General features: G+C 59.7%; 18 protein-coding genes. 7 read left to right on the top strand and 11 right to left on the bottom strand.

Annotation, left to right across the window (positions count from 1 at the left end):
- Positions 1–119 precede the first annotated feature (119 nt).
- The 5 genes from GVL50_RS25185 to GVL50_RS25165 all read left to right on the top strand — a co-directional run bounded on the left by GVL50_RS25185 (position 120) and on the right by GVL50_RS25165 (position 9,665).
- Positions 120–1,925, top strand: coding sequence for a phenylacyl-CoA dehydrogenase (locus GVL50_RS25185; RefSeq protein WP_159815437.1), 1,806 nt, complete (start codon positions 120–122; stop codon positions 1,923–1,925).
- A gap of 273 nt (positions 1,926–2,198) precedes the next feature.
- Positions 2,199–4,301, top strand: a complete 2,103-nt coding sequence (locus GVL50_RS25180; protein ID WP_159815436.1) for a cytochrome-c peroxidase — start codon at positions 2,199–2,201, stop codon at positions 4,299–4,301.
- 196 nt (positions 4,302–4,497) lie between these two features.
- Positions 4,498–5,787 carry a GGDEF domain-containing protein gene (locus GVL50_RS25175; RefSeq protein WP_159815435.1) on the top strand — a complete coding sequence of 430 codons (1,290 nt, stop codon included), beginning with the start codon at positions 4,498–4,500 and terminating at the stop codon, positions 5,785–5,787.
- A gap of 90 nt (positions 5,788–5,877) precedes the next feature.
- A complete protein-coding gene (locus tag GVL50_RS25170; protein ID WP_159815434.1) occupies positions 5,878–7,674 on the top strand; it encodes an acyl-CoA dehydrogenase C-terminal domain-containing protein in 1,797 nt (598 codons plus the stop codon).
- A 212-nt stretch (positions 7,675–7,886) separates the two neighbouring features.
- Entirely contained in the window at positions 7,887–9,665 is a 1,779-nt protein-coding gene (locus tag GVL50_RS25165) for an acyl-CoA dehydrogenase C-terminal domain-containing protein (RefSeq protein WP_159815433.1), read from the top strand.
- 227 nt (positions 9,666–9,892) lie between these two features.
- On the opposite strand, the gene GVL50_RS25160 is transcribed toward GVL50_RS25165, so the two are convergent.
- Positions 9,893–10,807 (bottom strand): LysR family transcriptional regulator, encoded by a 915-nt coding sequence (locus GVL50_RS25160; protein WP_053124445.1) that lies wholly within the window; start codon positions 10,805–10,807, stop codon positions 9,893–9,895.
- Positions 10,808–10,976: 169 nt separating this feature from the next.
- Between GVL50_RS25160 and GVL50_RS25155 the strand changes: the two genes are divergently transcribed.
- Positions 10,977–12,260 (top strand): aspartate aminotransferase family protein, encoded by a 1,284-nt coding sequence (locus tag GVL50_RS25155; protein WP_159815432.1) that lies wholly within the window; start codon positions 10,977–10,979, stop codon positions 12,258–12,260.
- Positions 12,261–12,453: 193 nt separating this feature from the next.
- Positions 12,454–12,612 (top strand): YqaE/Pmp3 family membrane protein, encoded by a 159-nt coding sequence (locus GVL50_RS25150; RefSeq protein WP_003228885.1) that lies wholly within the window; start codon positions 12,454–12,456, stop codon positions 12,610–12,612.
- Positions 12,613–12,760: 148 nt separating this feature from the next.
- On the opposite strand, the gene GVL50_RS25145 is transcribed toward GVL50_RS25150, so the two are convergent.
- The 10 genes from GVL50_RS25145 to GVL50_RS25100 all read right to left on the bottom strand — a co-directional run.
- Positions 12,761–14,572, bottom strand: a complete 1,812-nt coding sequence (locus GVL50_RS25145) for a S9 family peptidase (protein ID WP_159815431.1) — start codon at positions 14,570–14,572, stop codon at positions 12,761–12,763.
- Positions 14,538–15,698: a pyrroloquinoline quinone biosynthesis protein PqqE gene (gene pqqE, locus GVL50_RS25140; protein WP_159815430.1), complete on the bottom strand. Its 1,161-nt coding sequence runs from the start codon at positions 15,696–15,698 to the stop codon at positions 14,538–14,540. The genes GVL50_RS25145 and pqqE overlap by 35 nt, the downstream gene beginning before the upstream one ends.
- Positions 15,670–15,945 (bottom strand): pyrroloquinoline quinone biosynthesis peptide chaperone PqqD, encoded by a 276-nt coding sequence (gene pqqD / locus GVL50_RS25135; protein WP_007910068.1) that lies wholly within the window; start codon positions 15,943–15,945, stop codon positions 15,670–15,672. The genes pqqE and pqqD overlap by 29 nt, the downstream gene beginning before the upstream one ends.
- On the bottom strand, positions 15,942–16,694 hold the full coding sequence (gene pqqC / locus GVL50_RS25130) for a pyrroloquinoline-quinone synthase PqqC (RefSeq protein WP_007949605.1): 753 nt from the start codon (positions 16,692–16,694) through the stop codon (positions 15,942–15,944). Before pqqC ends, pqqD begins: the two co-directional genes overlap by 4 nt.
- 128 nt (positions 16,695–16,822) lie before the next feature.
- On the bottom strand, positions 16,823–17,734 hold the full coding sequence (pqqB, locus tag GVL50_RS25125) for a pyrroloquinoline quinone biosynthesis protein PqqB (RefSeq protein WP_053124431.1): 912 nt from the start codon (positions 17,732–17,734) through the stop codon (positions 16,823–16,825).
- 81 nt (positions 17,735–17,815) lie between these two features.
- Positions 17,816–17,890, bottom strand: coding sequence for a pyrroloquinoline quinone precursor peptide PqqA (gene pqqA / locus GVL50_RS25120; RefSeq protein WP_003422658.1), 75 nt, complete (start codon positions 17,888–17,890; stop codon positions 17,816–17,818).
- Positions 17,891–18,046: 156 nt separating this feature from the next.
- On the bottom strand, positions 18,047–20,461 hold the full coding sequence (pqqF, locus tag GVL50_RS25115; protein WP_159815429.1) for a pyrroloquinoline quinone biosynthesis protein PqqF: 2,415 nt from the start codon (positions 20,459–20,461) through the stop codon (positions 18,047–18,049).
- Between the two features lie 38 nt (positions 20,462–20,499).
- Positions 20,500–21,294: a carbon-nitrogen hydrolase family protein gene (locus GVL50_RS25110; protein ID WP_159815428.1), complete on the bottom strand. Its 795-nt coding sequence runs from the start codon at positions 21,292–21,294 to the stop codon at positions 20,500–20,502.
- Positions 21,295–21,306: 12 nt separating this feature from the next.
- A complete protein-coding gene (locus GVL50_RS25105) occupies positions 21,307–22,989 on the bottom strand; it encodes an NAD(P)/FAD-dependent oxidoreductase (RefSeq protein WP_008085177.1) in 1,683 nt (560 codons plus the stop codon).
- Between the two features lie 222 nt (positions 22,990–23,211).
- Positions 23,212–23,666 (bottom strand): Lrp/AsnC family transcriptional regulator (locus tag GVL50_RS25100; RefSeq protein WP_256671968.1); only part of this gene is annotated, 455 nt, incomplete at its 5' end.

Genomic DNA, 23,666 nt, shown 5'->3' with positions numbered 1-23,666 from the left:
CAAAAGATCGACGCTTGACAAGATTTCTGCGTAAACGTATGTTTCAAACAACTGTTTGACCGTCACAACAAATCAACACGGTCGTTCATTCCCGGTTACATCAGCAGAGGTTTATCGCTATGCCTGACTACAAGGCCCCCTTGCGTGATATTCGCTTCGTTCGTGACGAGCTGCTCGGCTACGAAGCGCACTATCAGAGCCTTCCGGCTTGCGCAGACGCGACTCCGGACATGGTTGACGCCATTCTCGAAGAAGGCGCCAAGTTTTGTGAGCAGGTACTGGCACCGCTGAACCGCGTGGGCGACCTCGAAGGTTGCACCTGGAGCGAGTCCGGCGTGAAAACCCCGACTGGCTTCAAAGAGGCTTACAAGCAATTCGTTGAAGGCGGCTGGCCAAGCCTTGCTCACGACGTTGAGCACGGCGGCCAAGGCCTGCCGGAGTCGCTGGGTCTGGCCGTGAGCGAAATGGTTGGCGAAGCCAACTGGTCGTGGGGCATGTACCCAGGCCTGTCGCACGGCGCGATGAACACCATCTCCGAGCACGGCACACCAGAGCAGCAAGAAGCCTATCTGACTAAACTGGTCTCCGGCGAATGGACCGGCACCATGTGCCTGACCGAACCGCACTGCGGCACCGACCTGGGCATGCTGCGCACCAAGGCCGAACCTCAGGCCGACGGTTCCTACAAAGTCTCCGGCACCAAGATCTTCATCTCGGCCGGTGAACACGACATGGCCGATAACATCGTCCACATCGTGCTGGCCCGCCTGCCGGACGCACCGGCTGGCACCAAAGGCATCTCGCTGTTCATCGTTCCCAAGTTCATGCCGAATGCCGATGGCACCGTCGGTGAGCGCAACGCAGTGACCTGCGGTTCGCTGGAACACAAGATGGGCATCCACGGCAACGCCACTTGCGTGATGAACTTCGACGGCGCCACCGGTTTCCTGATCGGCCCGGCGAACAAAGGCCTGAACTGCATGTTCACCTTTATGAACACCGCACGTCTGGGTACCGCGCTGCAAGGTCTGGCCCACGCCGAAATCGGTTTCCAGGGCGGCCTGAAATACGCTCGCGATCGTCTGCAAATGCGCTCCCTGACTGGCCCGAAGGCGCCGGAAAAAGCTGCCGACCCGATCATCGTTCACCCAGACGTACGCCGCATGCTGTTGACCATGAAGGCGTTCGCCGAAGGCAACCGTGCGATGGTGTACTTCACCGCCAAACAGGTCGACATCGTCAAATACGGCGTCGATGAAGAAGAGAAGAAGAAAGCCGACGCACTGCTGGCCTTCATGACTCCGATCGCCAAAGCGTTCATGACCGAAGTCGGTTTCGAATCCGCTAACCACGGCGTACAGATCTACGGCGGCCACGGCTTCATCGCCGAGTGGGGCATGGAGCAGAACGTTCGCGACAGCCGCATTTCGATGCTGTACGAAGGCACCACCGGTATCCAGGCTCTCGACCTGCTCGGCCGTAAAGTGCTGATGACTCAAGGCGAGGCTTTGAAAGGCTTCACCAAGATCGTCCACAAGTTCTGCCAGACCAACGAAGGCAACGAAGCCGTTGCAGAATTCGTTGCACCGCTGGCGGCAATCAACAAGGAATGGGGCGAGCTGACCATGAAGGTCGGTATGGCCGCCATGAAAGATCGCGAAGAAGTCGGCGCGGCCTCCGTGGACTACCTGATGTACTCCGGTTATGCCTGCCTGGCTTACTTCTGGGCCGACATGGCGCGTCGGGCAGCCGCCAAGCTGGCAGAAGGCACTGGCGACGCAGCGTTCTACACCGCCAAGCTGCAAACCGCGCGCTTCTACTTCCAGCGCATCCTGCCGCGTACCCGTACCCACGTGGCCACCATGCTGTCGGGCGCCAACAACCTGATGGACATGAAAGAAGAAGACTTCGCGCTGGGCTACTAAGCCTTAACGCAGTCTCCTGAAAAACCGCTGTACCTTCGGGTGCAGCGGTTTTTTTTTGCGCTGGATTTGTCCCCAACTCTGGGGATGTTTCCCCAGCAGAAACGGTGAGCTGAAATCGCGCGGCACCAGCGTTTATTGATTCAAAATGTTTCTCGGGAGGATGGCCAATTAATTGCACTGCGCTGATTGACCGGCGCTCACGAGAAATCCTCTGCTGTTCCACGACACCTCTCGCCCGGCGACTTCATGACAACAACCGTCAGGGTGAAGCACATGAACATCAGTCGACTTGTCTGGCTACCCCTCGCACTCGCAGCCTCCGGCGCAATGGCCGCAACGCCCGCCGAAGTGGATCCGCCGGTACCGGAAGTGCCGCGCCTGCAATCGCTGCGCGGCATGCTGCCGCCCGATCCGTCGGGGACAGAAGGCGGGCGCAAGGTCGACTTGATGACCGACTACGTGCTCAACCGCTCCGCCGCGATTCTGCTCGGTAAAGCGCTGTTCTGGGACATGGAGGTCGGCAGCGATGGCGCCACCGCGTGCGCGTCCTGCCACTACCACGCCGGCGTCGATCACCGCATCACCAACCAGCTCAACCCCGGCCAGGCGCATACCAACGCCAACGTCGCCTCGATTTTCAACAAGCCCTTTGTGGCCTCCGACATCCCCGGTGACGTAGCGTCCTACGCGACCTTGTCCGGCGGCAAGGGCGGGCCGAACTACACGCTGAAGAAAACCGACTTTCCGACTCACGTGCTAAGTAATCCACTGGATCGCAACTCGCCGATCGTTTATTCGACTGACGATGTGGTCGGCTCCCAAGGTGTATTCGACGCCAACTTCGTCAAACCCAATCAGCCACGTTTCGACAAATGCACTCAGCAGCCCGATGGCATCTTTCAAGTTGGCGGCATCAATGTGCGCCGCAGCACCGGACGTAACGCGCCGTCGGTGATCAACGCGGCGTTCAACGTGCGTAACTTCTGGGATGGTCGGGCGAATAACGTGTTCAACGGTTTCTCACCGTTCGGCAATCGCGATCCCGATGCCGTGATTTACGTGACCGCCGAGCGCAGCACCGTGGCAAGCAAAGTCCGACTGGCGCTCAATGACGCCTCCGCCGCATCGCAAGCGGTGGGCCCGCCCGGTAGCGGGGTGGAAATGTCCTGTGGCGGTCGCACCTTTGCCGACATCGGCCGGCGCATGCTCGATCAGTTAATGCTCAAGCAACAACGGATTTCCTCCAACGATTCAGTACTCGCTTCAGTTTCCGGCGCGCGGCGTCCGACCTATCGCGAACTGATCAAGAACGCCTTCCAGCCACGCCTGTGGAACGCTACGCAAAACGTGTTGGTGGGCGGCGCGCCGTACACGCAGATGGAAGCTAATTTCCCGCTGTTCTTCGGACTGGCGATTCAGCTGTACGAATCCACGCTGATCTCCGATCAAGCGCCGATCGATGCCTACCTGCAGGGCGATTCAACCGCAATGAACGCGCAGCAAGTCGAAGGCATGAACCTGTTCCTCAACAAGGGCAAATGCGTCAACTGCCACGGCGGCCCGGAGCTGACCAACGCTGCCAGCCGTTTGCTGATGCACCCGCGTGAACGCATCGAGCGCATGGTCATGGCCGACAATCTCACTACGCTCTACGACAACGGCTTCTACAACACCGGCGTGCGCCCGACCTCCGAAGACCTGGCGCTTGGCGGGTCAGATGCGTGGGGCAATCCATGGTCGTTCAGCCGTCAGTACAACAAGTTGCTGCAGGGCGGCAGCATTGCCGATCCGCTGGACGTCGATGTCTGCACCTTCGAAGCACCGCTCAGCGCCGCGATCCCCTGCGACGCCACGCTCAAACCCAACGTCAACTTCCGCGATACGGTCGACGGCGCCTTCAAAACCCCGACCCTGCGCAACATCGCGCTGACCGGGCCGTACTTTCACAACGGCAGCCGCTCGACGCTCAAGCAAGTGATGGAGTTCTACAACCGTGGTGGTGACCGTCGCGGTGAGGACGCCAACAACACCAGCGGTTTCGAACACCCGTCGGCCAATCAGCACAACACCTCGAACCTCGATCCGGACATGACCAACCTCAACCTGACCCCGGATGAGATCGATGCACTGGTGAAATTCATGGAAGTCGGCCTGACCGATCCGCGCGTGGCCTGGGAGCGGGCGCCCTTCGATCATCCATCGCTGGTCATTCCGCAGGGCCATGTCGGTGATGAAAATGCTGTGACTCAACGCCCGGCCAGTCCGAAGGTCACGACTCGCCAGGCAGCGGATGCATCGCTCAATATCAAGCCATACGGTGCCGAGGGTCGCAGCCCGGCGGAAGGCCCGTTGCTGCCGTTCTACAACGATCTTTGAGGGCGATTTTCTGGGCTGGCCATCAGTAATGATGGCCAGCCCGTCGAGCAAGGTAAAAAACTGAGCAAATCGCTCAGAATCCTGGGCCTTCTGCCGTTAAAGAGACTGCATGTGATCTGGATCACATTGTGTGTGCTTAACTGCATGCATTGCAGGCACAATGCCATTACTTTGCCAGACGGTCGGAGCTTTACCCTTGCCGCGTTCTTCCGCTGTACGTTTCAGTCATTTCCTACCCTCACTGCTGTTGTTACTTGCGGGGTTGGCGGCTGCGTACGTCAAAGACCTCAACGTATTCTTCACTTCGCTGTTCAACGTGTTGCCGACGTTGGTGCTGTTGCTGGGCGGGGCTTATTGCGCGGTTTACCGCCGCCAGCGCGAACTGTTTCTGATGCTCACGGTGTACATCGCCTACTTTCTGCTCGACACCCAGACCGACTATTACCGCGACAACGGCAAGGTGCGCGACGACGCTGCCGTCGTGTTTCATCTGGTCTGCTTGCTGCTGCCGTTGTTGTTCGGTCTGTTCGCGGCGTGGCAGGAGCGCACGCACCTGTTTCAGGACATGGTCGCGCGCTTCGCCGTTTTACTCGCCTTCGGCAGCGTCGCATTGGGGCTTGAGCAAAGTTATCCCCAGGCGCTTTTGATCTGGCTTTCCGAGATTCGCTGGCCTGCACTGCATGGCGCATGGATGAGCCTGATCCAGCTCTCCTATCCAGTGTTCATCTCGGCATTCCTGCTGCTGGCCTGGCAATACTGGCGCAACCCGCGTCCGTTGCACGCGGCGCAATTGGTCGGTTTGCTCGGCGTGTTCTGGATGCTGCCGAAAACTTTCATCCTGCCGTTCACCCTGAACATCATGTGCAGCCAGGTGATGTTGATGATCGCCGCTGCCGTTGCGCACGAGGCTTATCAAATGGCCTTCCGCGACGAGTTGACGGGTTTGCCGGGGCGCCGCGCGCTCAACGAACGCATGCAGCGCCTCGGGCGCAACTATGTGCTGGCGATGAGCGACGTCGACCACTTCAAGAAATTCAACGACACCCACGGCCACGATGTCGGCGACCAAGTGTTGCGTCTGGTCGCCAGCAAGCTGTCGAAAATCAGCGGTGGCGGTAGGGCGTATCGCTATGGCGGTGAGGAATTCGCCTTGGTGTTCGCAGGCAAAACCCTTGAGGAGTGCATGCCGCACCTCGAAGTGATCCGCGAATCGATTGCGTCCTACAGCATTCAACTGCGCAATCAGGAAAACCGTCCGCAGGATGATCAGCAAGGTCGTCAGCGTCGTGCCGGTTCCGGCGCGTCGAGTGTGTCGGTGACCGTGAGCATCGGCGTCGCCGAACGTCTGGAACAACGCACGCCGGAGCAAGTCTTGAAATCCGCTGACGAAGCGCTCTACAGCGCCAAAGGTGCAGGGCGAAACTGCGTCGTCGCATTCGGCCAGAACCGCCGCGGCGCGGTGCGCATGGACACCGCTGCGGGTTGAGTGATGACGGCGCATTCAGCGTCTGCACAATGATTGTGGGGCGTGGTGGTCGGCAGTAGGTTGAAGCAATCTGCTGACGGAGAAGCCACCATGCCTGAGTACAAAGCCCCGCTGCGCGACATGCGCTTTCTGATCGATCACGTCTTCGACTTCCACGCCAACTACGCCGCCCTCGGCGCGGATGACGCGAGCCCGGACATGATCAACGCGATCCTTGAAGAGGGCGCGAAGTTCTGTGAGAACGTTCTGGCACCGCTCAATCGCAGCGGTGACGAAGAGGGCTGCCATTTCGACAATGGCGTGGTGACAACGCCTACAGGCTTCAAGGAAGCTTTCGCACAATACGTCGAAGGCGGCTGGCACGGTCTGGCGGCGGATCCGGTGTATGGCGGTCAGGGCCTGCCGAGTTCGCTGGGGCTGGTGATCAGCGAGATGGTCGGCTCCAGCAACACCTCGTGGGGCATGTACCCGGGCCTGACCCACGGCGCAATGTCGGCGATTCACGCTCACGGCACCGCCGAGCAAAAAGAAACCTACCTGAGCAAACTCACCGCCGGCCAATGGACGGGCACCATGTGCCTGACCGAAGCGCATTGCGGCACTGACCTGGGCATCATCAAAACCCGCGCCGTGCCTCAGGCTGACGGCAGTTATGCGGTCACCGGCAGCAAGATTTTCATCTCCGCCGGCGAGCACGACATGAGCGACAACATCATCCATCTGGTGTTGGCGAAACTGCCGGACGCGCCGGCCGGGACCAAGGGCATCTCGCTGTTTATCGTGCCGAAGTTCTTGCCGGACACGGCGGGCGAAGCGGGCGAGCGCAACGGCGTGTCCTGCGGTTCGATCGAACACAAAATGGGCATCAAGGCCTCGGCCACTTGCGTGCTCAACTTCGACGGCGCCAAGGGCTTCTTGATCGGCGAGCCGAACAAGGGCCTCAACTGCATGTTCACCATGATGAACCACGCACGGCTCGGCACCGGCATGCAGGGTCTGTGTCTGGGCGAGGCGAGCTTTCAGGGCGCGATCAAATACGCCAACGACCGTTTGCAGATGCGCTCGTTGACCGGCGCCAAAGCACCGGACAAAGCCGCCGACCCGATCATCGTCCACCCCGACGTGCGGCGCATGTTGCTGACCATGAAAGCCTTCAACGAAGGCAACCGCGCGCTGACCTATTTCACCGCGCAACTGCTCGATACCGCGCACCTGAACAGCGATGCCGAGGCGCATCAGGAGGCTGAAGACCTGCTGGCGTTCCTCACGCCGATCTGCAAAGCATTCATGACCGACAGCGGGCTGGAAGTGACCAACCTCGGCATGCAGATATTTGGCGGCCACGGTTTTATTCGCGAGTGGGGCATGGAGCAATTGGTGCGCGATTGCCGGATTGCGCCGATCTACGAGGGCACCAACGGCATTCAGGCGCTCGATCTGCTCGGGCGCAAGGTGCTCGGCAGTCAGGGCAAGTTGCTGCGTGGGTTTACCAAGATCGTCCACAAGTTCTGCGCGGCCAATGTTGACCATCCGCAGTTGGGCAGCTTCGTTGCGCAGCTCAACGAGCTGAATCAGCAGTGGGGCGATCTGACCATGAAGGTCGGCATGGCGGCGATGAAGAACCCGGATGAAGTGGGCGCGGCGTCGGTGGACTACTTGATGTACAGCGGATACATCATTCTCGGGTACCTGTGGTTGCGCATGGCGTTGGTGGCGCAGGCGCAACTGGAGGCGGGTGAGGGTGAGGCGGATTATCTGCGCGGGAAATTGGCGACGTGCGAGTTTTACTTCAAGCGACTGTTGCCACGTACGGCGGCGCATCGGGCGGCGATTGAGGCGGGGAGTGATTGTTTGATGAAGTTGCCGGCTGAATTGTTTTCTCTGTAGGAAAAAGCAAAAGATCGCAGCCTTCGGCAGCTCCTACATGGGATCGAGATTTACCTGTAGGAGCTGCCGAAGGCTGCGATCTTTTTTAGGTGACTAAAAATAACAAATCAGTCACTGGTTGACCCTATGTGTCGCAAAAGTTGTTGAGGTACACTCGGGCTCAACGAAAACACCCTTCACGAATAACCTGTTTAGATCTTGCGAGGTTTGCCATGGCTGACTACAAAGCGCCGCTGCGCGATATGCGCTTCGTCCTCAATGAAGTGTTCGAGGTCGCCAAACTCTGGGCCGAACTGCCGGCCCTGGCCGAAACCGTCGACGCTGAAACCGTTGAAGCCATTCTCGAAGAGGCCGGCAAGGTCACCAGCAAAAGCATCGCGCCGCTGAGCCGTGCCGCTGACGAAGAAGGCTGTCATTGGGCCGACGGCGCCGTCACCACCCCTGCCGGTTTCCCACAGGCTTATCAGACTTACGCTGAAGGCGGTTGGGTCGGCGTTGGTGGTGATCCCGAATACGGCGGCATGGGCATGCCCAAAGCCGTGTCGGCGCAAGTCGAAGAAATGGTCAACTCCGCCAGCCTGTCATTCGGTCTGTACCCGATGTTGACTGCCGGCGCCTGCCTGTCGATCAACGCCCACGCCAGCGAAGAACTGAAAGCCGCGTACCTGCCGAACATGTACGCCGGCGTCTGGGCCGGTTCGATGTGCCTGACCGAGCCGCACGCCGGCACCGACCTGGGGATTATTCGTACAAAGGCTGAGCCTCAGGCCGACGGTTCCTACAAGGTCAGCGGCACCAAGATCTTCATCACCGGTGGTGAACACGACCTCACCGAAAACATCATTCACCTGGTGCTGGCGAAACTGCCGGACGCCCCGGCGGGCCCGAAAGGCATCTCGCTGTTCCTCGTGCCGAAGTTCATGGTCAATGCCGATGGCAGCCTCGGCGCGCGCAACCCGGCGAACTGCGGTTCGATTGAGCACAAAATGGGCATCCAGGCGTCCGCGACCTGCGTGATGAACTTCGACGAAGCCGTGGGTTATCTGGTCGGTGAGCCGAACAAAGGCCTCAACGCGATGTTCACCATGATGAACTACGAGCGTCTGGGCGTCGGCATCCAAGGCCTGGCAACCGGCGAGCGTTCGTACCAGAACGCCGTTGAATATGCGCGCGACCGTCTGCAAAGCCGTTCGCCAACCGGCGCGCAGAACAAAGACAAAGTCGCTGACCCGATCATCGTCCACCCGGACGTGCGGCGCATGCTGCTGACCATGAAAGCCTCCAACGAAGGCGGCCGTGCGTTCTCCACTTACGTGGCGATGCAACTCGACACCGCCAAGTTCAGCGAAGACGCCACCACCCGCAAGCGTGCGGAAGATCTGGTTGCACTGCTGACGCCGGTAGCCAAGGCGTTCCTCACCGATCTGGGTCTGGAAACCACCGTGCACGGCCAGCAGATTTTCGGCGGCCACGGCTATATCCGCGAATGGGGCCAGGAGCAATTGGTGCGCGACGTGCGCATCACCCAGATCTACGAAGGCACCAACGGCATTCAGGCGCTGGATCTGGTCGGTCGCAAGATCGTCGGCAGCGGCGGCGCGTTCTACAAGCTGTTCGCTGACGAAATCCGCCACTTCACCGCCACCGCAAGCGCCGATCTGGGCGAATTCACCAAGCCGCTGAACGATGCCGTCAATACCCTCGACGAGTTGACGTCGTGGGTGCTGGATCGGGCGAAAAACAACCCGAACGAAATCGGCGCGGCCTCGGTCGAATATCTGCAAGCGTTCGGCTACGTTTCCTACGCGTACATGTGGGCACTGATGGCCAAGGCCTCGCTGGGCAAAGAAGCGCAGGACGATTTCTATGCGAGCAAGCTCGGCACTGCACGCTTCTACTTCGCCCGTCTGCTGCCGCGTATTCACTCGCTGAGCGCGTCGGTGAAGGCCGGTAGCGAGTCGTTGTTCCTTTTGGATGCGGCGCAATTCTGACGATGTAACGTCATGTAAGCATTTGCTTACATGACGTGCTGCTGTTCTCCCATATGCGTGGATTGGATCCACGGCTAATCTACATTTCATGGACGTCGCGCAGGAAGCGCAAAGCAACAACACGGACACGTAGGATTCTGCCAGGGTGGCGGAGTGAAATGGATGTCAGGGAAACAGTCTGCAAAGCCCCGCTTCGGCGGGGTTTTCTTTTGCCTGCAGAAAAGTGCTCAGACCAACGGATCGAGCGGCGGCCTGACTTCGCGCTCCATCACTTCTTCCAGCAATGTCTGCAACAGCGCCAACGGTGCCTGCTGACGTTGCACATCGCGACAGACCAGCCCAACTTTCAGCGGCACCCGTGGTTCGCTCAGCGGCTTCCACAGCAGATCCTGATCGTCGTATTCCTTCTGCGACCGCCCCGGCAGCACCGTCGCCAGTTTGGTGTGCGGCAGACTGTCGAGAATTCCCACCATATTGTTTAGCTCGGCTTGCACCTGCGGGCGACGTCCGAGGGCGGTCAGTTGCGCCTGCCAGATCTGGCGGATCTGGAATTCTTCGCCCAACAGCAACATCGGCAGCTCGGCGGCCTGGCGCATCGAGACTTTCTTGAATTCGCGTAGCGGATGATCCGCCGGGATCACCAGCGTCAGTTCATCTTCGTAAAGCATCACGCCATGCAAACCCGGTTGGCGCGGCGGTAGATAACTGATGCCAATATCCAGCGAGCCATTGAGCAAACGTCGCTCGATCTCAAGTCCGGTTAATTCATAAATCTGCACCACCAGATGCGGCTGTGCCTTGCGCACGCGCTCAAGCATTTGCGGCACCAGACTGGTGTGAACCGTTTGCAACACGCCGATCGCCAGCGTTCGCAGCGCCTGACCCTTGAAGTTGCCCAACGCCTCGCGCGCCCGTTGCAAACCGTCGAGCAGCGGCAACGCGTGGTTATACAAAGTGTGCGCGGCGAGGGTTGGCAGCAGGCGTTTGCTGCTGCGTTCGAACAGAGTGACGTCGAGGTTTTGTTCGAGCTGGCGGATCTGCTGCGACAGCGCCGGTTGCGAGATCGACAGGCGCTCCGCCGCCCGGCCGACATGGCCTTCTTCGTAGACCGCGACGAAATAACGCAGTTGTTTAAAATCCATAAGTAATGCTTATCGAAAATGCTGGAAAAACGAAATGGCCCGAAACCGTCAGTGAGCCTAGTCTAACCGCATTCACAAGGCTTACAGGGCCAGAAAGCGCGATGAATAGCGTTCGCTTCGACAGTGTTTACATAGGCAGTTCAAAACACCTCAAACGAGGTTTTTTGCAATGAATCTGTTCAGTTTGCGGCGCCAGACGCCGAGTCTTGATGACCTCGCGTTCGAGGCCAATCCATCTGACCCTAACGAAAATCTCAGCGCCGAGCGCCTGATGCCCAGCGTCGAGCGGCCGCAACAGGTATTTGTCCGTGGGCAAGGTTCATGGCTGTGGGACAGCAACGATCGTGCATACCTCGACTTTTCCCAGGCCGGTGGCGCCAACAGCCTCGGCCACAGCCCTTCGGCGCTGGTCAAAGCCATCAGCAGTCAGGCGCAGGCGCTGATCAATCCCGGTTTCAATCTGCACAATCGCGGCATGCTCAGCCTCGCCGAACGCCTGTGCGCCGCGACCTCCAGCGATCAGGCTTACCTGCTCAACAGCGGTAGCGAAGCCTGTGAAGCGGCGATCAAACTGGCGCGCAAGTGGGGCCAACTGCATCGCGGCGGCGCGTCGCGGATCATTGTTGCGAAGCAGGGTTGTCATGGTCGTAGTCTGGCGACGATTTCCGCCTCGGACAGCTGCAACCTGCACAACCGTTTCGCGCCGCTGCTGCCGGGTTTTGATCTGGTGCCGTTCAACGATTTACCGGCACTGCATGCGGCGGTCGATGCGCAGACCGTGGCGATCATGCTGGAGCCGATCCAGAGCGATGCCGGTGTAATTCCAGCCACCGAGCACTACCTCAAAGGCGTCGAGCGTCTGTGCCGTGAACTGGGCATTCTGCTGATCCTCGACGAAGTGCAAACCGGCATCGGCCGCTGCGGCACGTTGCTCGCCGAACAGTCCTACGGCGTACGCGCCGATATCGTTGTGCTCGGCAAAGGGCTTGGCGGCGGTGTGCCGTTAGCGGCGCTATTGGCGCGGGGCAAGGCCTGTTGTTTCGAAGCAGGCGAACTCGGCGGCACCCATCACGGCAACGCACTGATGACAGCGGCCGGTCTGGTGGTGCTCGACAGCGTGCAAGACCGCAGCTTTCTCGAACAGATCAACGACAACGGCCAACATCTGCGCGAAGGCCTGGCCCGATTGGCGCACCGCTACGACCACGGCGAACTGCGTGGCCAAGGCCTGTTCTACGGACTGACCCTGTCAGACGATTCCGCCGAAGCCGTCGTCCACGCCGCCCTGCACGAAGGCCTGCTGCTCAACGCTCCGCAAGTCAACTGCCTGCGCTTCACCCCGGCGCTCACCGTGAGCAAAACCAACATCGACGAAATGCTCCTGCGCCTCACCCGCGCATTCGCGCGCGTGCGCACCGCACAACTGCAATGCCGCAAAGGGATTGCCGTTTGAGCTGAAGTTTCCTACCCGAATCAAAGAACCGTCTCGCGGTATAACGCACGCCCCACGCCTGATTCTTTTGGCGTGGGGCGTTTTTTTGTCGGTGGTGGCGATGAAATGGCAGTTGCACTGAACCCTGACGAACGGCGCGGGTCGATTAGCTTGTATGGCTCAGGTGAGCCAACCCCCATTCAGGAGCTGCCCCATGGATTTTATTCGGATCATCATCGCTATTTTGTTGCCGCCACTGGGTGTGTTTCTGCAGGTCGGGTTTGGCGGGGCGTTCTGGTTGAACATTCTGCTGACGTTGTGCGGGTATATTCCGGGGATCGTGCATGCGGTGTATATCATCGCCAAGCGCTGAGTTCTGCGGCGCTCGATAAATAGCCTTCGCGAGCAAGCCCGCTCCCACAGTGCTTTCGGTCGGTCACAAATTTTGTGTACACCAAAGAACCTGTGGGAGCGGGCTTGCTCGCGAATAGGGCCACGCGGTTTTGAATGGGACGCGGTGATCAGTCCGCCAATCCCATCACCTGCCGATAGAACTTCCACTCCTGCTCCAGCGCATGTGCCTGATTGGCCGCGCGGCGGAAGCCGTGGCGTTCGTCGGGGTAGTAATGGGCTTCGACCGGGATTCCGTTCTGTTCCAATGCCGTGACCATGTCGCGGGTCTGTTGCGGAACAACCACCGCGTCCAGTTCACCCTGAAAAAAGATCACCGGCACGCGGATGTTGTTGGCGTGCAGTAGTGGTGTGCGGGCGGCGTAGCGTTCGGCGTCTTTTTCGGGATCGCCAATGAGCCAGTCCAGATAATCGCCTTCGAACTTGTGCGTCGCTCGCGCCAGCGCAACTGGATCGCTAACGCCGTAAAGGCTGGCGCCCGCACGGAAAACCTGCCTGAACGCCAGCGCACACAACGTGGTGTAACCGCCCGCGCTGCCGCCACGAATGAATGCCCGTTCGCCATCGATCAAGCCTTGTTCGGCAAGATACGCGACGACCGCGCAAGCATCCTCGACATCCACCTCACCCCAGCTCAGATGCAACGCCTGACGATATTCTCGACCATAACCGCTGCTGCCGCGATAGTTGAGATCGGCGACGGCGAAGCCGCGTTGCGTCCAGTATTGGATGCGCGGGTCGAGCATCGGATAGCAGGCCGATGTCGGGCCGCCGTGGATGAACACCACCAGCGGTGGTTTCGTCTCTCCGCTCATGGCTGGATAAAAGAACCCGTGCGCCTCACCCATTCCACTCGGATAACGCAACGTTTGCGGACGGCTGATGCGTTCGGCAGGCAAAGGCGCGACGCCACCGGCCAGCACTTGCACTTCACGCGTTGCACGATCAATGGTGATGACCGCCGAAGGACTGATCGGCGAGGCGGCGATGCAGTAAATAAACTGCGCGTCCAAAGCCAGATGACGGAAGCGGCTGTAGTCGCCGGTGTAATCTTCATCGCCCAAAGTCAGGCGACCAAAACCACCTTCACTCCAACTGGCTAAAACCGAATCTTCTACAGGCAACCAGGTGCAGCCGCCCAACTGCCAAGGCGCCGGAGCATGATCGGCCGGCGCGGCAGGCAGTGGCGCCAAACCGTCAGAAGTCTCAGCCCACGGCTGCCAGAATCCACCGCGATCGGCCAGGCAATACAGCCGACCTTCAGCATCAAATCGTGGCTGTTGAATGGACTCTTCGCCCTCATCGCCAGCAACGCAGCGCGGCGTACCAAAGGCGCCGTCAGCCAAGCGTTCAGCCACCATCAACTGCGTCGACGTCCACGGCTGATGCGGCCGGCTCCACTCGACCCACGCTAAACGCTGGCCATCCGGGCTGATAGTGGGCGCAGCATAAAAATCCGCGCCCTCAACCAACAAATGTCGCGCCCCATCCGCCAGATCAATCGCCACCAGCCGATGTTGATCACGCTGTTCTTCCACCGCCAGCACCTGGCCTAAAGCAAAATGCACATCGCCATAACGACACTCGCCCGATGTCAGCGCCGCAGGCTCGCCATCCAGCGTCTGCCGATACAACTGCTGATCCGCCTCAGCGACGAAAACCACCCCATCCGGCGTCAGACAAAACGCACCACCGCCATATTCGTACACGCGACTGCGTACGCTGAAGCCATCCGGCGTCAGACGTTTCGCCACGCCATCGCGCCAATGCCAGATCCGGCACGCGGCATCTTCGGGGCGATATTCATTCCAGAACAGCCCATTGGCACCGAGCTGCAACTCGGCGAAATCCATGCCGGCTGCGACGGCTTGCGAGGCGCTGAAAGGCTCAGCCCTTGGCGATGAGACGTGAGTTTCGTTCATTGCGGAAGGCCAGTTGTTCGATGGTTTGGGTGGCGGTCTCGGCTTCTTCGCGGGCCTTGAGGATCACGCCGTGATGTTCGGACTTGCTGCACACCGGGTCGGCATTGCTCGCATCACCGGTGAGCATGAATGCCTGGCAGCGGCAGCCGCCGAAGTCTTTTTCTTTCTCGTCGCAGGAGCGGCACGGCTCGGGCATCCAGTCGTAACCGCGAAAGCGGTTGAAGCCGAACGAGTCGTACCAGATGTGTTGCATGCTGTGATCGCGCACATTGGGAAATTGCACCGGCATCTGCCGGGCGCCATGGCAGGGCAGGGCGGTGCCGTCCGGCGTGACCGTCAGAAAGATACTGCCCCAACCGTTCATGCAGGCTTTCGGGCGTTCTTCGTAGTAATCCGGGGTGACGAAAATCAGCTTGCACGGATGCCCTTCGGCTTCCAGCTTGGCGCGGTATTCGTTGGTGATGCGCTCGGCACGCACCAGTTGTTCCTTGGTCGGTAACAGGCCGACACGATTGAGCTGCGCCCAACCATAGAACTGGCAAGTGGCGAGCTCGACGAAGTCGGCTTCGAGCGCAATGCACAGCTCGATGATGCGGTCGATCTTGTCGATGTTGTGCCGATGGGTGACGAAATTCAGCACCATCGGATAACCGTGGGCCTTCACCGCGCGGGCCATTTCCAGCTTCTGCGCGAAGGCTTTTTTCGAACCGGCGAGCAGGTTATTCACTTGCTCGTCGCTGGCCTGGAAACTGATCTGGATGTGATCGAGACCAGCCTTTTTGAAGTCGCTGATTTTCTGCTCGGTCAGGCCGATGCCGGAGGTGATCAGGTTGGTATAGAAACCCAACTGCCGTGCTTCATGAATCAACTCGGCGAGATCCTGACGCACCAGCGGCTCGCCACCGGAAAAGCCCAGTTGCGCAGCGCCCATCTCCCGCGCCTCGCGAAACACCTTGATCCATTGTTCTGTGCTCAGCTCTTTGCCCTGCTCGGCAAAATCCAGCGGATTGGAGCAGTACGGGCATTGCAGCGGGCAGCGGTAGGTCAGCTCGGCGAGCAGCCACAGCGGCAGGCCGATTTCAGGCTTGGGCGGCAGATCAGGCAAGTTCGATCCAGTGCTGTGCACGGGCAACCTCCATGAATTGCTCGATGTCATCACCAAGCTCAGGCACGCCGGGGAACTGCTCATCGAGTTTGGCAATGATCGCCGCAACGTCGCGTTCGCCGTCGATCAAACCGCCGATCAGCGCGGCGCTGTCGTTGAGTTTGATCATGCCTTCGGGGTAAAGCAGCACGTGACCTTTTTGCGCCGGTTCGTACTGGAAGCGGTAGCCGGGACGCCAGGTCGGGACTTTGCTGCGGTCGAAACTCATAAGGTGATTCCTTTATGCCAGACGCGTTGTTCGGTGACGCTGTGATACGGCGGGCGGTTCAGTTCGTAGGCCATGCTCATGGCATCGAGCATGCTCCAAAGAATGTCCAGTTTGAACTGGAGAATTTCCAGCATGCGCTCCTGGCCTTCGCGCGTCTTGTAGTGCTCGAGCGTGATCGCCAGACCATGCTCGACATCACGCCGTGCCTGACCGAGGCGGGTGCGGAAATATTCGTAACCGGCCGGGTCGATCCACGGGTAATGCTGCGGCCAACTGTCGAGGCGCGATTGGTGGATCTGCGGCGCGAACAGTTCAGTCAGCGAGCTGCTGGCGGCTTCTTGCCAACTGGCGCGGCGGGCAAAGTTGACGTAGGCGTCGACGGCGAAACGCACGCCGGGCAATACCAATTCTTGGGAGCGCAGTTGATCCGGGTCGAGACCGACCGCTTGACCGAGTCGCAGCCAGGCTTCGATGCCGCCGTCTTCACCGGGGGCACCGTCGTGATCGAGCAGACGCTGAATCCACTCGCGGCGGATTTCCCGGTCGGGGCAATTGGCGAGGATCGCCGCGTCTTTCAGGGGGATGTTCACCTGATAGTAGAAGCGGTTGGCGACCCAGCCCTGAATCTGCTCGCGGGTGGCGCGGCCTTGGTACATCGCCACGTGGTAGGGGTGGTGGATGTGGTAGTAGGCGCCTTTGGCGCGCAGGGCTGCTTCGAATTCGGTGGGGGACATTGGCGTGTCAGTCATGTCTGTTCTCCGGGAACAACCGTTGGATTCTGTGGTGTCTGGTCGGATGCCTTCGCGAGCAAGCTCAGCTCCTACAAAAGCACGCTGGCCCTTGTAGGAGCCGAGCTTGCTCGCGAAGAGGCCGGTCGCTACAACACAATACTCATGCCATCGAACGCCACTTCAACATTACGCCGAGCCAGTTCAGCACGCTCCGGCGAATCTTCGTCGAGAATCGGGTTGGTGTTGTTGATGTGGATAAGTACTTTGCGCTGCTCCGGCAACTGCTCCAGCACTTCGAGCATGCCGCCAGGCCCGTTCTGCGCCAGATGCCCCATCTCACGACCGGTACGCGTGCCGACGCCACGGCGCTGCATCTCATCGTCATCCCACATCGTGCCGTCGACCAACAGGCAATCGCTGCTTGCCATGATCTCCAGCAACGGCGCATCGACCTTGCCCAGACCCGGCGCGTAGAACAATTTACCGCCAGTCTTCAGGTCTTCGACGATCAAGCCAATGTTGTCGCCCGGGTGCGGATCGAAACGGTGCGGCGAATACGGTGGCGCGGCGCTGCGCAACGGCAGCGGGGTGAAGCGCAGGTTCGGGCAGGCGGCCACGGTGAAGCTCTGGTCGAGTTCGATGCGGTTCCAGTCCAGCCCGCCGTTCCAATGGGTGAGCATCTTGAACAGGGGGAAACCGGTGCTCAGGTCTTCGTGAACCATGTCCGTGCACCAGACCTGATGCGGGCAGCCTTCGCGCAGGCTGAGCAGGCCGGTGGTGTGGTCGATCTGGCTGTCCATCAGGATGATCGCGCTGATGCCGGTGTCACGCAGGGCGCGGCCCGGTTGCATCGGGGCGAAGCTTTGCAGCTGCGCGCGGATGTCTGGCGAGGCGTTGCACAGCACCCAGTTCACGCCGTCATCGGAAATCGCGATGGACGATTGGGTGCGGGCCTTGGCATTCAGGCTGCCGTCGCGAAAACCTGCGCAGTTGACGCAGTTGCAGTTCCACTGCGGAAAACCGCCGCCAGCGGCCGAACCCAGAATCTGGACGAACATGAACACTCCATCATTTCAACGCGGAAAATAAAACGCCCCGGCGAGCCGAGGCGTTGCACTGCAGTTCTATGTAAGCAGAACTCAGCGGCTGGCGAAGTACATGGTGACTTCGAAGCCGATACGCAGGTCGGTGTAAGCAGGTTTTGTCCAGGACATAGGGTGTCTCCTCGGGTTGGGTGGGATAGCGCTGTCCATAGGTATAGTCCACGGCAGCGCAAAGATGTTCCAAATAGTTAGGCTGCTATGTTACTCAAAATGTCACCGGGTTTGCCCGTGAATCTTTGAGAAAGCTCCTTGCAGCCTCGGTAACGATCAATTTGCTGCTTGCCATGGCGCGCCGGGCGCGGAATCGGTGGCGAGACAGCGGTAGCCGCCCTCGGCGTTGATCAAATGCTGTGCAGCCGTGAGCAAAGTCTGGCGATCGAGTTGGCCGATGGCAGCGCTCAGTTGCTCAAGATAATCCGACGAGTGGCCAGCGAGCTTCGCCTGCCACAGTAATTCGGCGGCGTCCTTGCCGGACAGGTTGGCGTCGTTGAATTGATCGCTGAGGTTTTGCCGGTGCTGGCTGAGACTGGTGTCATCGTGGGATTCGATCAACGCAGGAAGGCCTTCGATGAATGCTTGAACGTGGCCAAGTATTTCCAGCGCTGAGGCGGTGGGCGATTGCACGCCGAATACAATTGCGGTCTGGCCGTGTATCTGGCGCAAGGCGCTGAATACCGCGTAACCCAGTTTTAACTCAACGCGCAGGCGCTGGTAGAACGGGGTCTGGACAATCAGCGCGAGCAGTCGCCATGCCGCTTCGTCGGTAATGCTGCGACTGGCAGTCGGGCAGCACAACAGCACGGCGTGTTCGCTGGATGCGCTGTCGATCTGGCGCCATAACCGTCGGCTGTCGAGCGCTGACGGAGCAGGCAACTGGTTGTCCGGCGTACCGGGAATGCGGCTCAGAGCGAGGCCCATGGCTGATTGGGTTTGCTGATTGAGGCCCAAGGCGAGGCCGTCCCAACGGGAAGTTGTCCACAGATGTTTTGCATCGTCAGCCGTTGGTACAGGCTCCAGACAAAACTCCGGTAAGGCATTTATCAGTTGGCGGATGGGCATCAACGGCGTTTCTGGCGCGCTGCGTGGGGAATCGGCATCAACCGCTGTCAGAGATTTTAGCGCGTGCTCGAGGACATTGGGCATCGGCTCCTGCAAACCGCTGAGCTTCAGCAGCCATTGATTGCCAGTGGCGCTGAAAGTCAGCTCGACGCCGGCCTCGCGCGCGTCCTGCTGAGTTTGCTGAAGACTGCGCTGCAAGCGCGAATGCAGATCAGCGCTGGCGGCGGCCTCAACCTGCCAGCGCAGATAAATCGCGCCCTCATCATTGTTGTCCGGCAACGCTTGGCTGAATTGCATCGGCGAACGCTCACGACGACCGCGCGAGCGATCCTGAGCAAACGTGCGCAAACCACGGTGTGCGCTGGTCTGGCCGCGAATCAGTCCGGCGTTGGCCAACGGTTCATTGGCGCGCAGGAAAGGATTGGCTGCGGGCAGATGCCAATGACCGCTGAAGTTATCCACAGTGCCAATTTCGCCGAGGATCTGTGTGAGGGCCTCAACGCCTTTATCGGACAGGCCGATTTCCAATTGTTCACTGTCGAGCCGCGCCCGTTGCAGCGCGCCGCTGACTTGCTGCTGACGTTCAAGCAGGGCCGCGTATTCTTTACGCAGTGGCGACCAATCCTGCTGAGCGAAGAAACTCAGCCAATCCAGCATCTGCTCGCGAATGGCGTTTAACGATTCCGCTCGAGCGGTGAACTCCAGCTGCAACAACGCTTGCCCGTTGAAGTGATAAACCGGCGCGGCTTTCAAGCCATCTGCCAGCTTCTGCTGCTGCAAATGCGTGAGCAACCCGCCGGGTTTGGTGCTGTTCAGCCAATGACAAAGAAACGCCAAAGCCTCGACGGATGACTCAGGCAAGGCATCAAACGCAAACAGCAAATTGCCGCGTCGCTCACTGACCTGTTGATAACTTTTTACCGCCAGCGGCACGGTTGCCGCCTGCGTAACGTTATCCCCAGCCGGCAAGGCTTGTGAAAACTGCTCAGCCAGCGCTTTCAATTCTTCGAGACTCTGCGGCCCAACCAGACTCAAGGTCATTTGCCCCGTCTGATAAAACTGCTGATGGAAATCTTTGAGCGCTTGTTGAAACGCAGCCTGCTCGACTTGCAGGCTATCGCGATTCCCCGCATGAAACCCGCGCAATGGATGTTCAGCCGGTAACCCTTCAAACAAGGAAAACTGCTGCTGCGCTGCAGGATCCTGCGACCAGGCGACAAATTCCGCCTGCAACACTTCCCGTTCCCGCAACTGATCGTCCAGATTCATACACGGTTTGGCGAGCATGTCTGACAGACGCTCCAGCCCTGCGCCGAACGAGCGCGTCGGCAACTCAAAGAAAAAGTCAGTGGTGCGTTCGCGCGTGCTGGCATTGACCTGGCCACCGTGACCTTGCACGTAGGCCATCAGCCCTTCGCCCGTAGGAAAACGCTCGGTGCCGAGAAACAGCAAATGCTCGAGAAAATGCGCCAGCCCCGGCCACTCCAGCGGCACGTCATGGCTACCGGCAGCCACGCGCAGTGCAGCGGCGCTGCGCTTCAGGCCGGGCACATGACGCAGGGTCACACGCAAGCCGTTGGCCAGGGTTTCAGTGTGGGGGCGGGGGTGAGTGGGCGCAGGCATGGGCACTTCCAGAACAGTGAAGTGCCAATGCTAGCGGATTAGCGCCGGTTGAGCGCGCCGTAAAGCTCGGGGCGGCGGTCGCTGAGGTAGCGATTGGCGGCGCGGGAGTCGAGCATCAACTGCCGATCGAGTTCGCCGATGATCAGCGCTTCGTCGAGTCCGGCTTGGGCGATGCGGCTGCCATCCGGTGCAGCGAGGCTGCTTTGCCCGCAATAGTGGATCTCGCCTTCGCTGCCGCAATAGTTGGCGTAGGCCACGTAGTACTGGTTTTCGAAGGCGCGCGAACGCACGGTGACATCCGCGACGAAATCGAACGGAATCATGTTCGCCGTCGGCACCAGAATCAGCTCGGCGCCGGCGAGTGCCAGACGCCGAGTGTTCTCCGGAAACTCCAGGTCGTAGCAGATCAGGAAACCGAGCTTCCAGCCGTTCAGTTCGACGATGGGGAAATCATCATCGCCTGGGCTGAACATCGAGCGATCCAGATCACCGAACAGATGCGTTTTGCGGTAATTGCACAAGCGCTCGCCGTGCGAATCGATCAGTTGCACGGCGTTGTAAATCTGCCCGTCGGCGGTGCGTTCCGGATAGCCATAAACAATCGCCAGACCCGCAGCCTTGGCGATCCGCCCGATCTGCTGCGCCCATTCACCGTTGTAGACCTCGGCCAAGGTGCTGACCGCTTCGGCGCCAATGTTGTAGCCGGTCATGAACATCTCCGGCAGCACCAGCAGATCCGCGCCCTTGGCCTCCATCGCCACTTGATGCAGGCGTTGCAGGTTGGCGGCGGGTTCCAGTGGCAGCGGTGGACATTGGTAAAGGGCTACACGCATCAGGGATTCCTCTTACTCGGGCAGGGCGATAGGGCCGATGTCTTTGAACACATCACCGGGGCCCGGGTTCGCTTTATGTGTCGACCCGCCAAAATGTTTCATGATCCCCCACACCGCGTTGAGCGAGGTCTGCACCGCGCCTTCGACCCAGGCCGGCGTCCAGGAAACGTCGTCGCCGGCAATGAAAATCCCGCGTTGCTCGGCCGGCATCTCGTCCTGCATGAAGTGCGCGTACATGCGCTGGTTATAGCGATAGTGGCCGGGCAGGGCGCCTTTGAAGGCGCCGAGGAAGTACGGGTCGGCTTCCCACGACACGGTGATCGGATCGCCAATGATTCGCGCGGCGATATCGACTTTTGGGTAGATCTTTTTCAGTGCGTTCAACGCCAGTTCTACGCGTTTTTCCACCGGGTGCGGGAGCATCTTCAGTGCGTCGCTCATCCACGAGTACGACAGGCAGATCACGCCCGGTTTGTCGTCACCGTTGTCGAACAGATAAGTGCCACGGGTCAGGCGATCGGTGAGGGTCATGCTCATCAAGTCGCGGCCGGTTTCCGGATCCTTGTCCTTCCAGAATGGCCGGTCGACCATCACAAAAGTCTTCGACGACTGCATGTAGCGAGTGCGGTCGAGGGCCATCCACATCTTTTGCGAGAACAGGGTTTCGTCGCATTCGATCTGCGTGGTCAGCAGCCAGCTCTGGCAGGTGGTGAGCACGGCAGCGTATTCGCGGGTGTCGCCGTTGTTATCGGTGACCGCGAAACGGCCATCCGGCGCATGAGCGATTTTCTTCACACCGGAACGCGGCGCGCCACGGTGCAGGGATTTCAGACTGGTGCCTTCAGGCCAGTGCACGCAGCGCTCCGGCACATGTCGCCAGATACCTTGCGGCACTTGCTCGACGCCACCGACCACCAAGTGTTGGTGATCGTCGCAGTTGGTCATCACCACGCGGAAGATTTCCAGCATCGAGTTGGGGAAGTCTGAGTCCCAGCCGCCGGTGCCAAAACCAACCTGACCGAACACTTCGCGGTGATGGAACGACAGTTTGGCGAAGGCTTCCGAGGTGGCGACAAAGTCATAGAACGTGCGGTCGTCCCACAGCGGCACCAAGGTATTCCACAGCTCTTTCAAGCGTGGCACATCGCGGTCGCGGATGGCTTGCTGGATATCGGCGAACTGCGAGCCGGCCTCCAGTGCGTCCGCCCAGGCGTCAGCCACTTCCTGGAACAGTGCAGGAAGATCCGCCAGTTTCTGTGCGTAATGGGTTTTGCCTTCCAGATCGATCACCGTGCTGCCGGAGGCCGGCGTCAACGGGTTCGGGAAAGGTTTGGTTTCGAGGCCGAGCTTGTCGACGTAGTGATAGAACGCGGTGGACGACACCGGAAAACGCATGCCCCCGAGTTCAGCGACGATGCCGTCAGTGCCGTTGAAGGCTTGCGAGCGCAAACGACCGCCAAGCTTCGAAGCTTCGTAAACCACAGGCTTCAGGCCGAGTTTCATCAACTCGTAAGCCGCCACCAGACCGGCGATGCCCGCGCCGACAATCGCCACTTCTGCGCCGTGATTGTGCTCGGGAATAGTGCCGAGACCGGCCGGGTGTTCGATCCAGTCGTCAAACGCGAACGGGAAGTCCGGGCCGAAAATGGTGACTGGTTTCTTACCGTCTGCAGGATGGCGATTGTTCTTGTTCATGGCTGACCTTGCTGGCGACCCGACGCGGGATGCGCGTCTGAGTATAGGAAAAGATGCCAGCCATTCTAGGGAGTGTGAAACACGTTAATAAGACGCAAAGTGTCGTCGTTTTGCCAATAACCTGATCAATCTGACGATAATCCGCTACACACTGTCCCTTGTAGGAGCAAGGCTTGCCCGCGAATAGATCCTATCCATCAACCGAAAAATCATGATCAACACTCAAACCGGCTGCCCCCGATCAACCTTGCTACTCAAAATAATCGAAGTCGTCGTCTTCTCGACCCCATCCACGCCGCCAATCTGATCGAGCAACTGATCCAGCTGCTCCGGCGAATCAGTGCGCAACCACGCCACATAATCAAACTCGCCACTCACCGCACACAGCTGCTGCACCTGCGCCATCGCACTCAACCGACGCACCACCTCCTTGCCGGAACGCGGTTGCACTTTGATCCCGACGTAGGCCTGCAAGCCGCCATCGACCACTCGCTGACCCAGGCGCACGCCGTAACCGGTGATCACTTTGGCCTTTTCCAGCCGCGCCAGTCGCGAAGTCACGGTGGTGCGCGCAATGCCCAACTGCCGGGCAAGCATGGCAACGCTTTCGCGGGCGTTGATTTGCAGGGCGGCGATTAGTTGACGGTCGATTTCATCGAGCGCGGGCGGGCGGGTGT

Source organism: Pseudomonas sp. 18058, from assembly GCF_902706155.1.
Classification (GTDB): Bacteria; Pseudomonadota; Gammaproteobacteria; order Pseudomonadales; family Pseudomonadaceae; genus Aquipseudomonas; species Aquipseudomonas rustica.
Note: the sequence above shows the minus strand (reverse complement) of the source record. Positions and strands in the feature narration are given on the sequence as shown.

Excerpts from the sequence above, each read along its gene's own strand:
- GVL50_RS25105 (WP_008085177.1), bottom strand. The coding sequence starts at position 22,989 with ATGAACAAGAACAATCGCCATCCTGCAGACGGTAAGAAACCAGTCACC.
- GVL50_RS25145 (WP_159815431.1), bottom strand. The coding sequence starts at position 14,572 with ATGAACGAAACTCACGTCTCATCGCCAAGGGCTGAGCCTTTCAGCGCC.
- GVL50_RS25170 (WP_159815434.1), top strand. The coding sequence starts at position 5,878 with ATGCCTGAGTACAAAGCCCCGCTGCGCGACATGCGCTTTCTGATCGAT.
- pqqB (WP_053124431.1), bottom strand. The coding sequence starts at position 17,734 with ATGTTCGTCCAGATTCTGGGTTCGGCCGCTGGCGGCGGTTTTCCGCAG.
- GVL50_RS25185 (WP_159815437.1), top strand. The coding sequence starts at position 120 with ATGCCTGACTACAAGGCCCCCTTGCGTGATATTCGCTTCGTTCGTGAC.
- pqqC (WP_007949605.1), bottom strand. The coding sequence starts at position 16,694 with ATGACTGACACGCCAATGTCCCCCACCGAATTCGAAGCAGCCCTGCGC.
- GVL50_RS25110 (WP_159815428.1), bottom strand. The coding sequence starts at position 21,294 with ATGCGTGTAGCCCTTTACCAATGTCCACCGCTGCCACTGGAACCCGCC.
- pqqD (WP_007910068.1), bottom strand. The coding sequence starts at position 15,945 with ATGAGTTTCGACCGCAGCAAAGTCCCGACCTGGCGTCCCGGCTACCGC.
- GVL50_RS25160 (WP_053124445.1), bottom strand. The coding sequence starts at position 10,807 with ATGGATTTTAAACAACTGCGTTATTTCGTCGCGGTCTACGAAGAAGGC.
- GVL50_RS25165 (WP_159815433.1), top strand. The coding sequence starts at position 7,887 with ATGGCTGACTACAAAGCGCCGCTGCGCGATATGCGCTTCGTCCTCAAT.
- GVL50_RS25155 (WP_159815432.1), top strand. The coding sequence starts at position 10,977 with ATGAATCTGTTCAGTTTGCGGCGCCAGACGCCGAGTCTTGATGACCTC.
- GVL50_RS25150 (WP_003228885.1), top strand. The coding sequence starts at position 12,454 with ATGGATTTTATTCGGATCATCATCGCTATTTTGTTGCCGCCACTGGGT.
- pqqF (WP_159815429.1), bottom strand. The coding sequence starts at position 20,461 with ATGCCTGCGCCCACTCACCCCCGCCCCCACACTGAAACCCTGGCCAAC.
- GVL50_RS25180 (WP_159815436.1), top strand. The coding sequence starts at position 2,199 with ATGAACATCAGTCGACTTGTCTGGCTACCCCTCGCACTCGCAGCCTCC.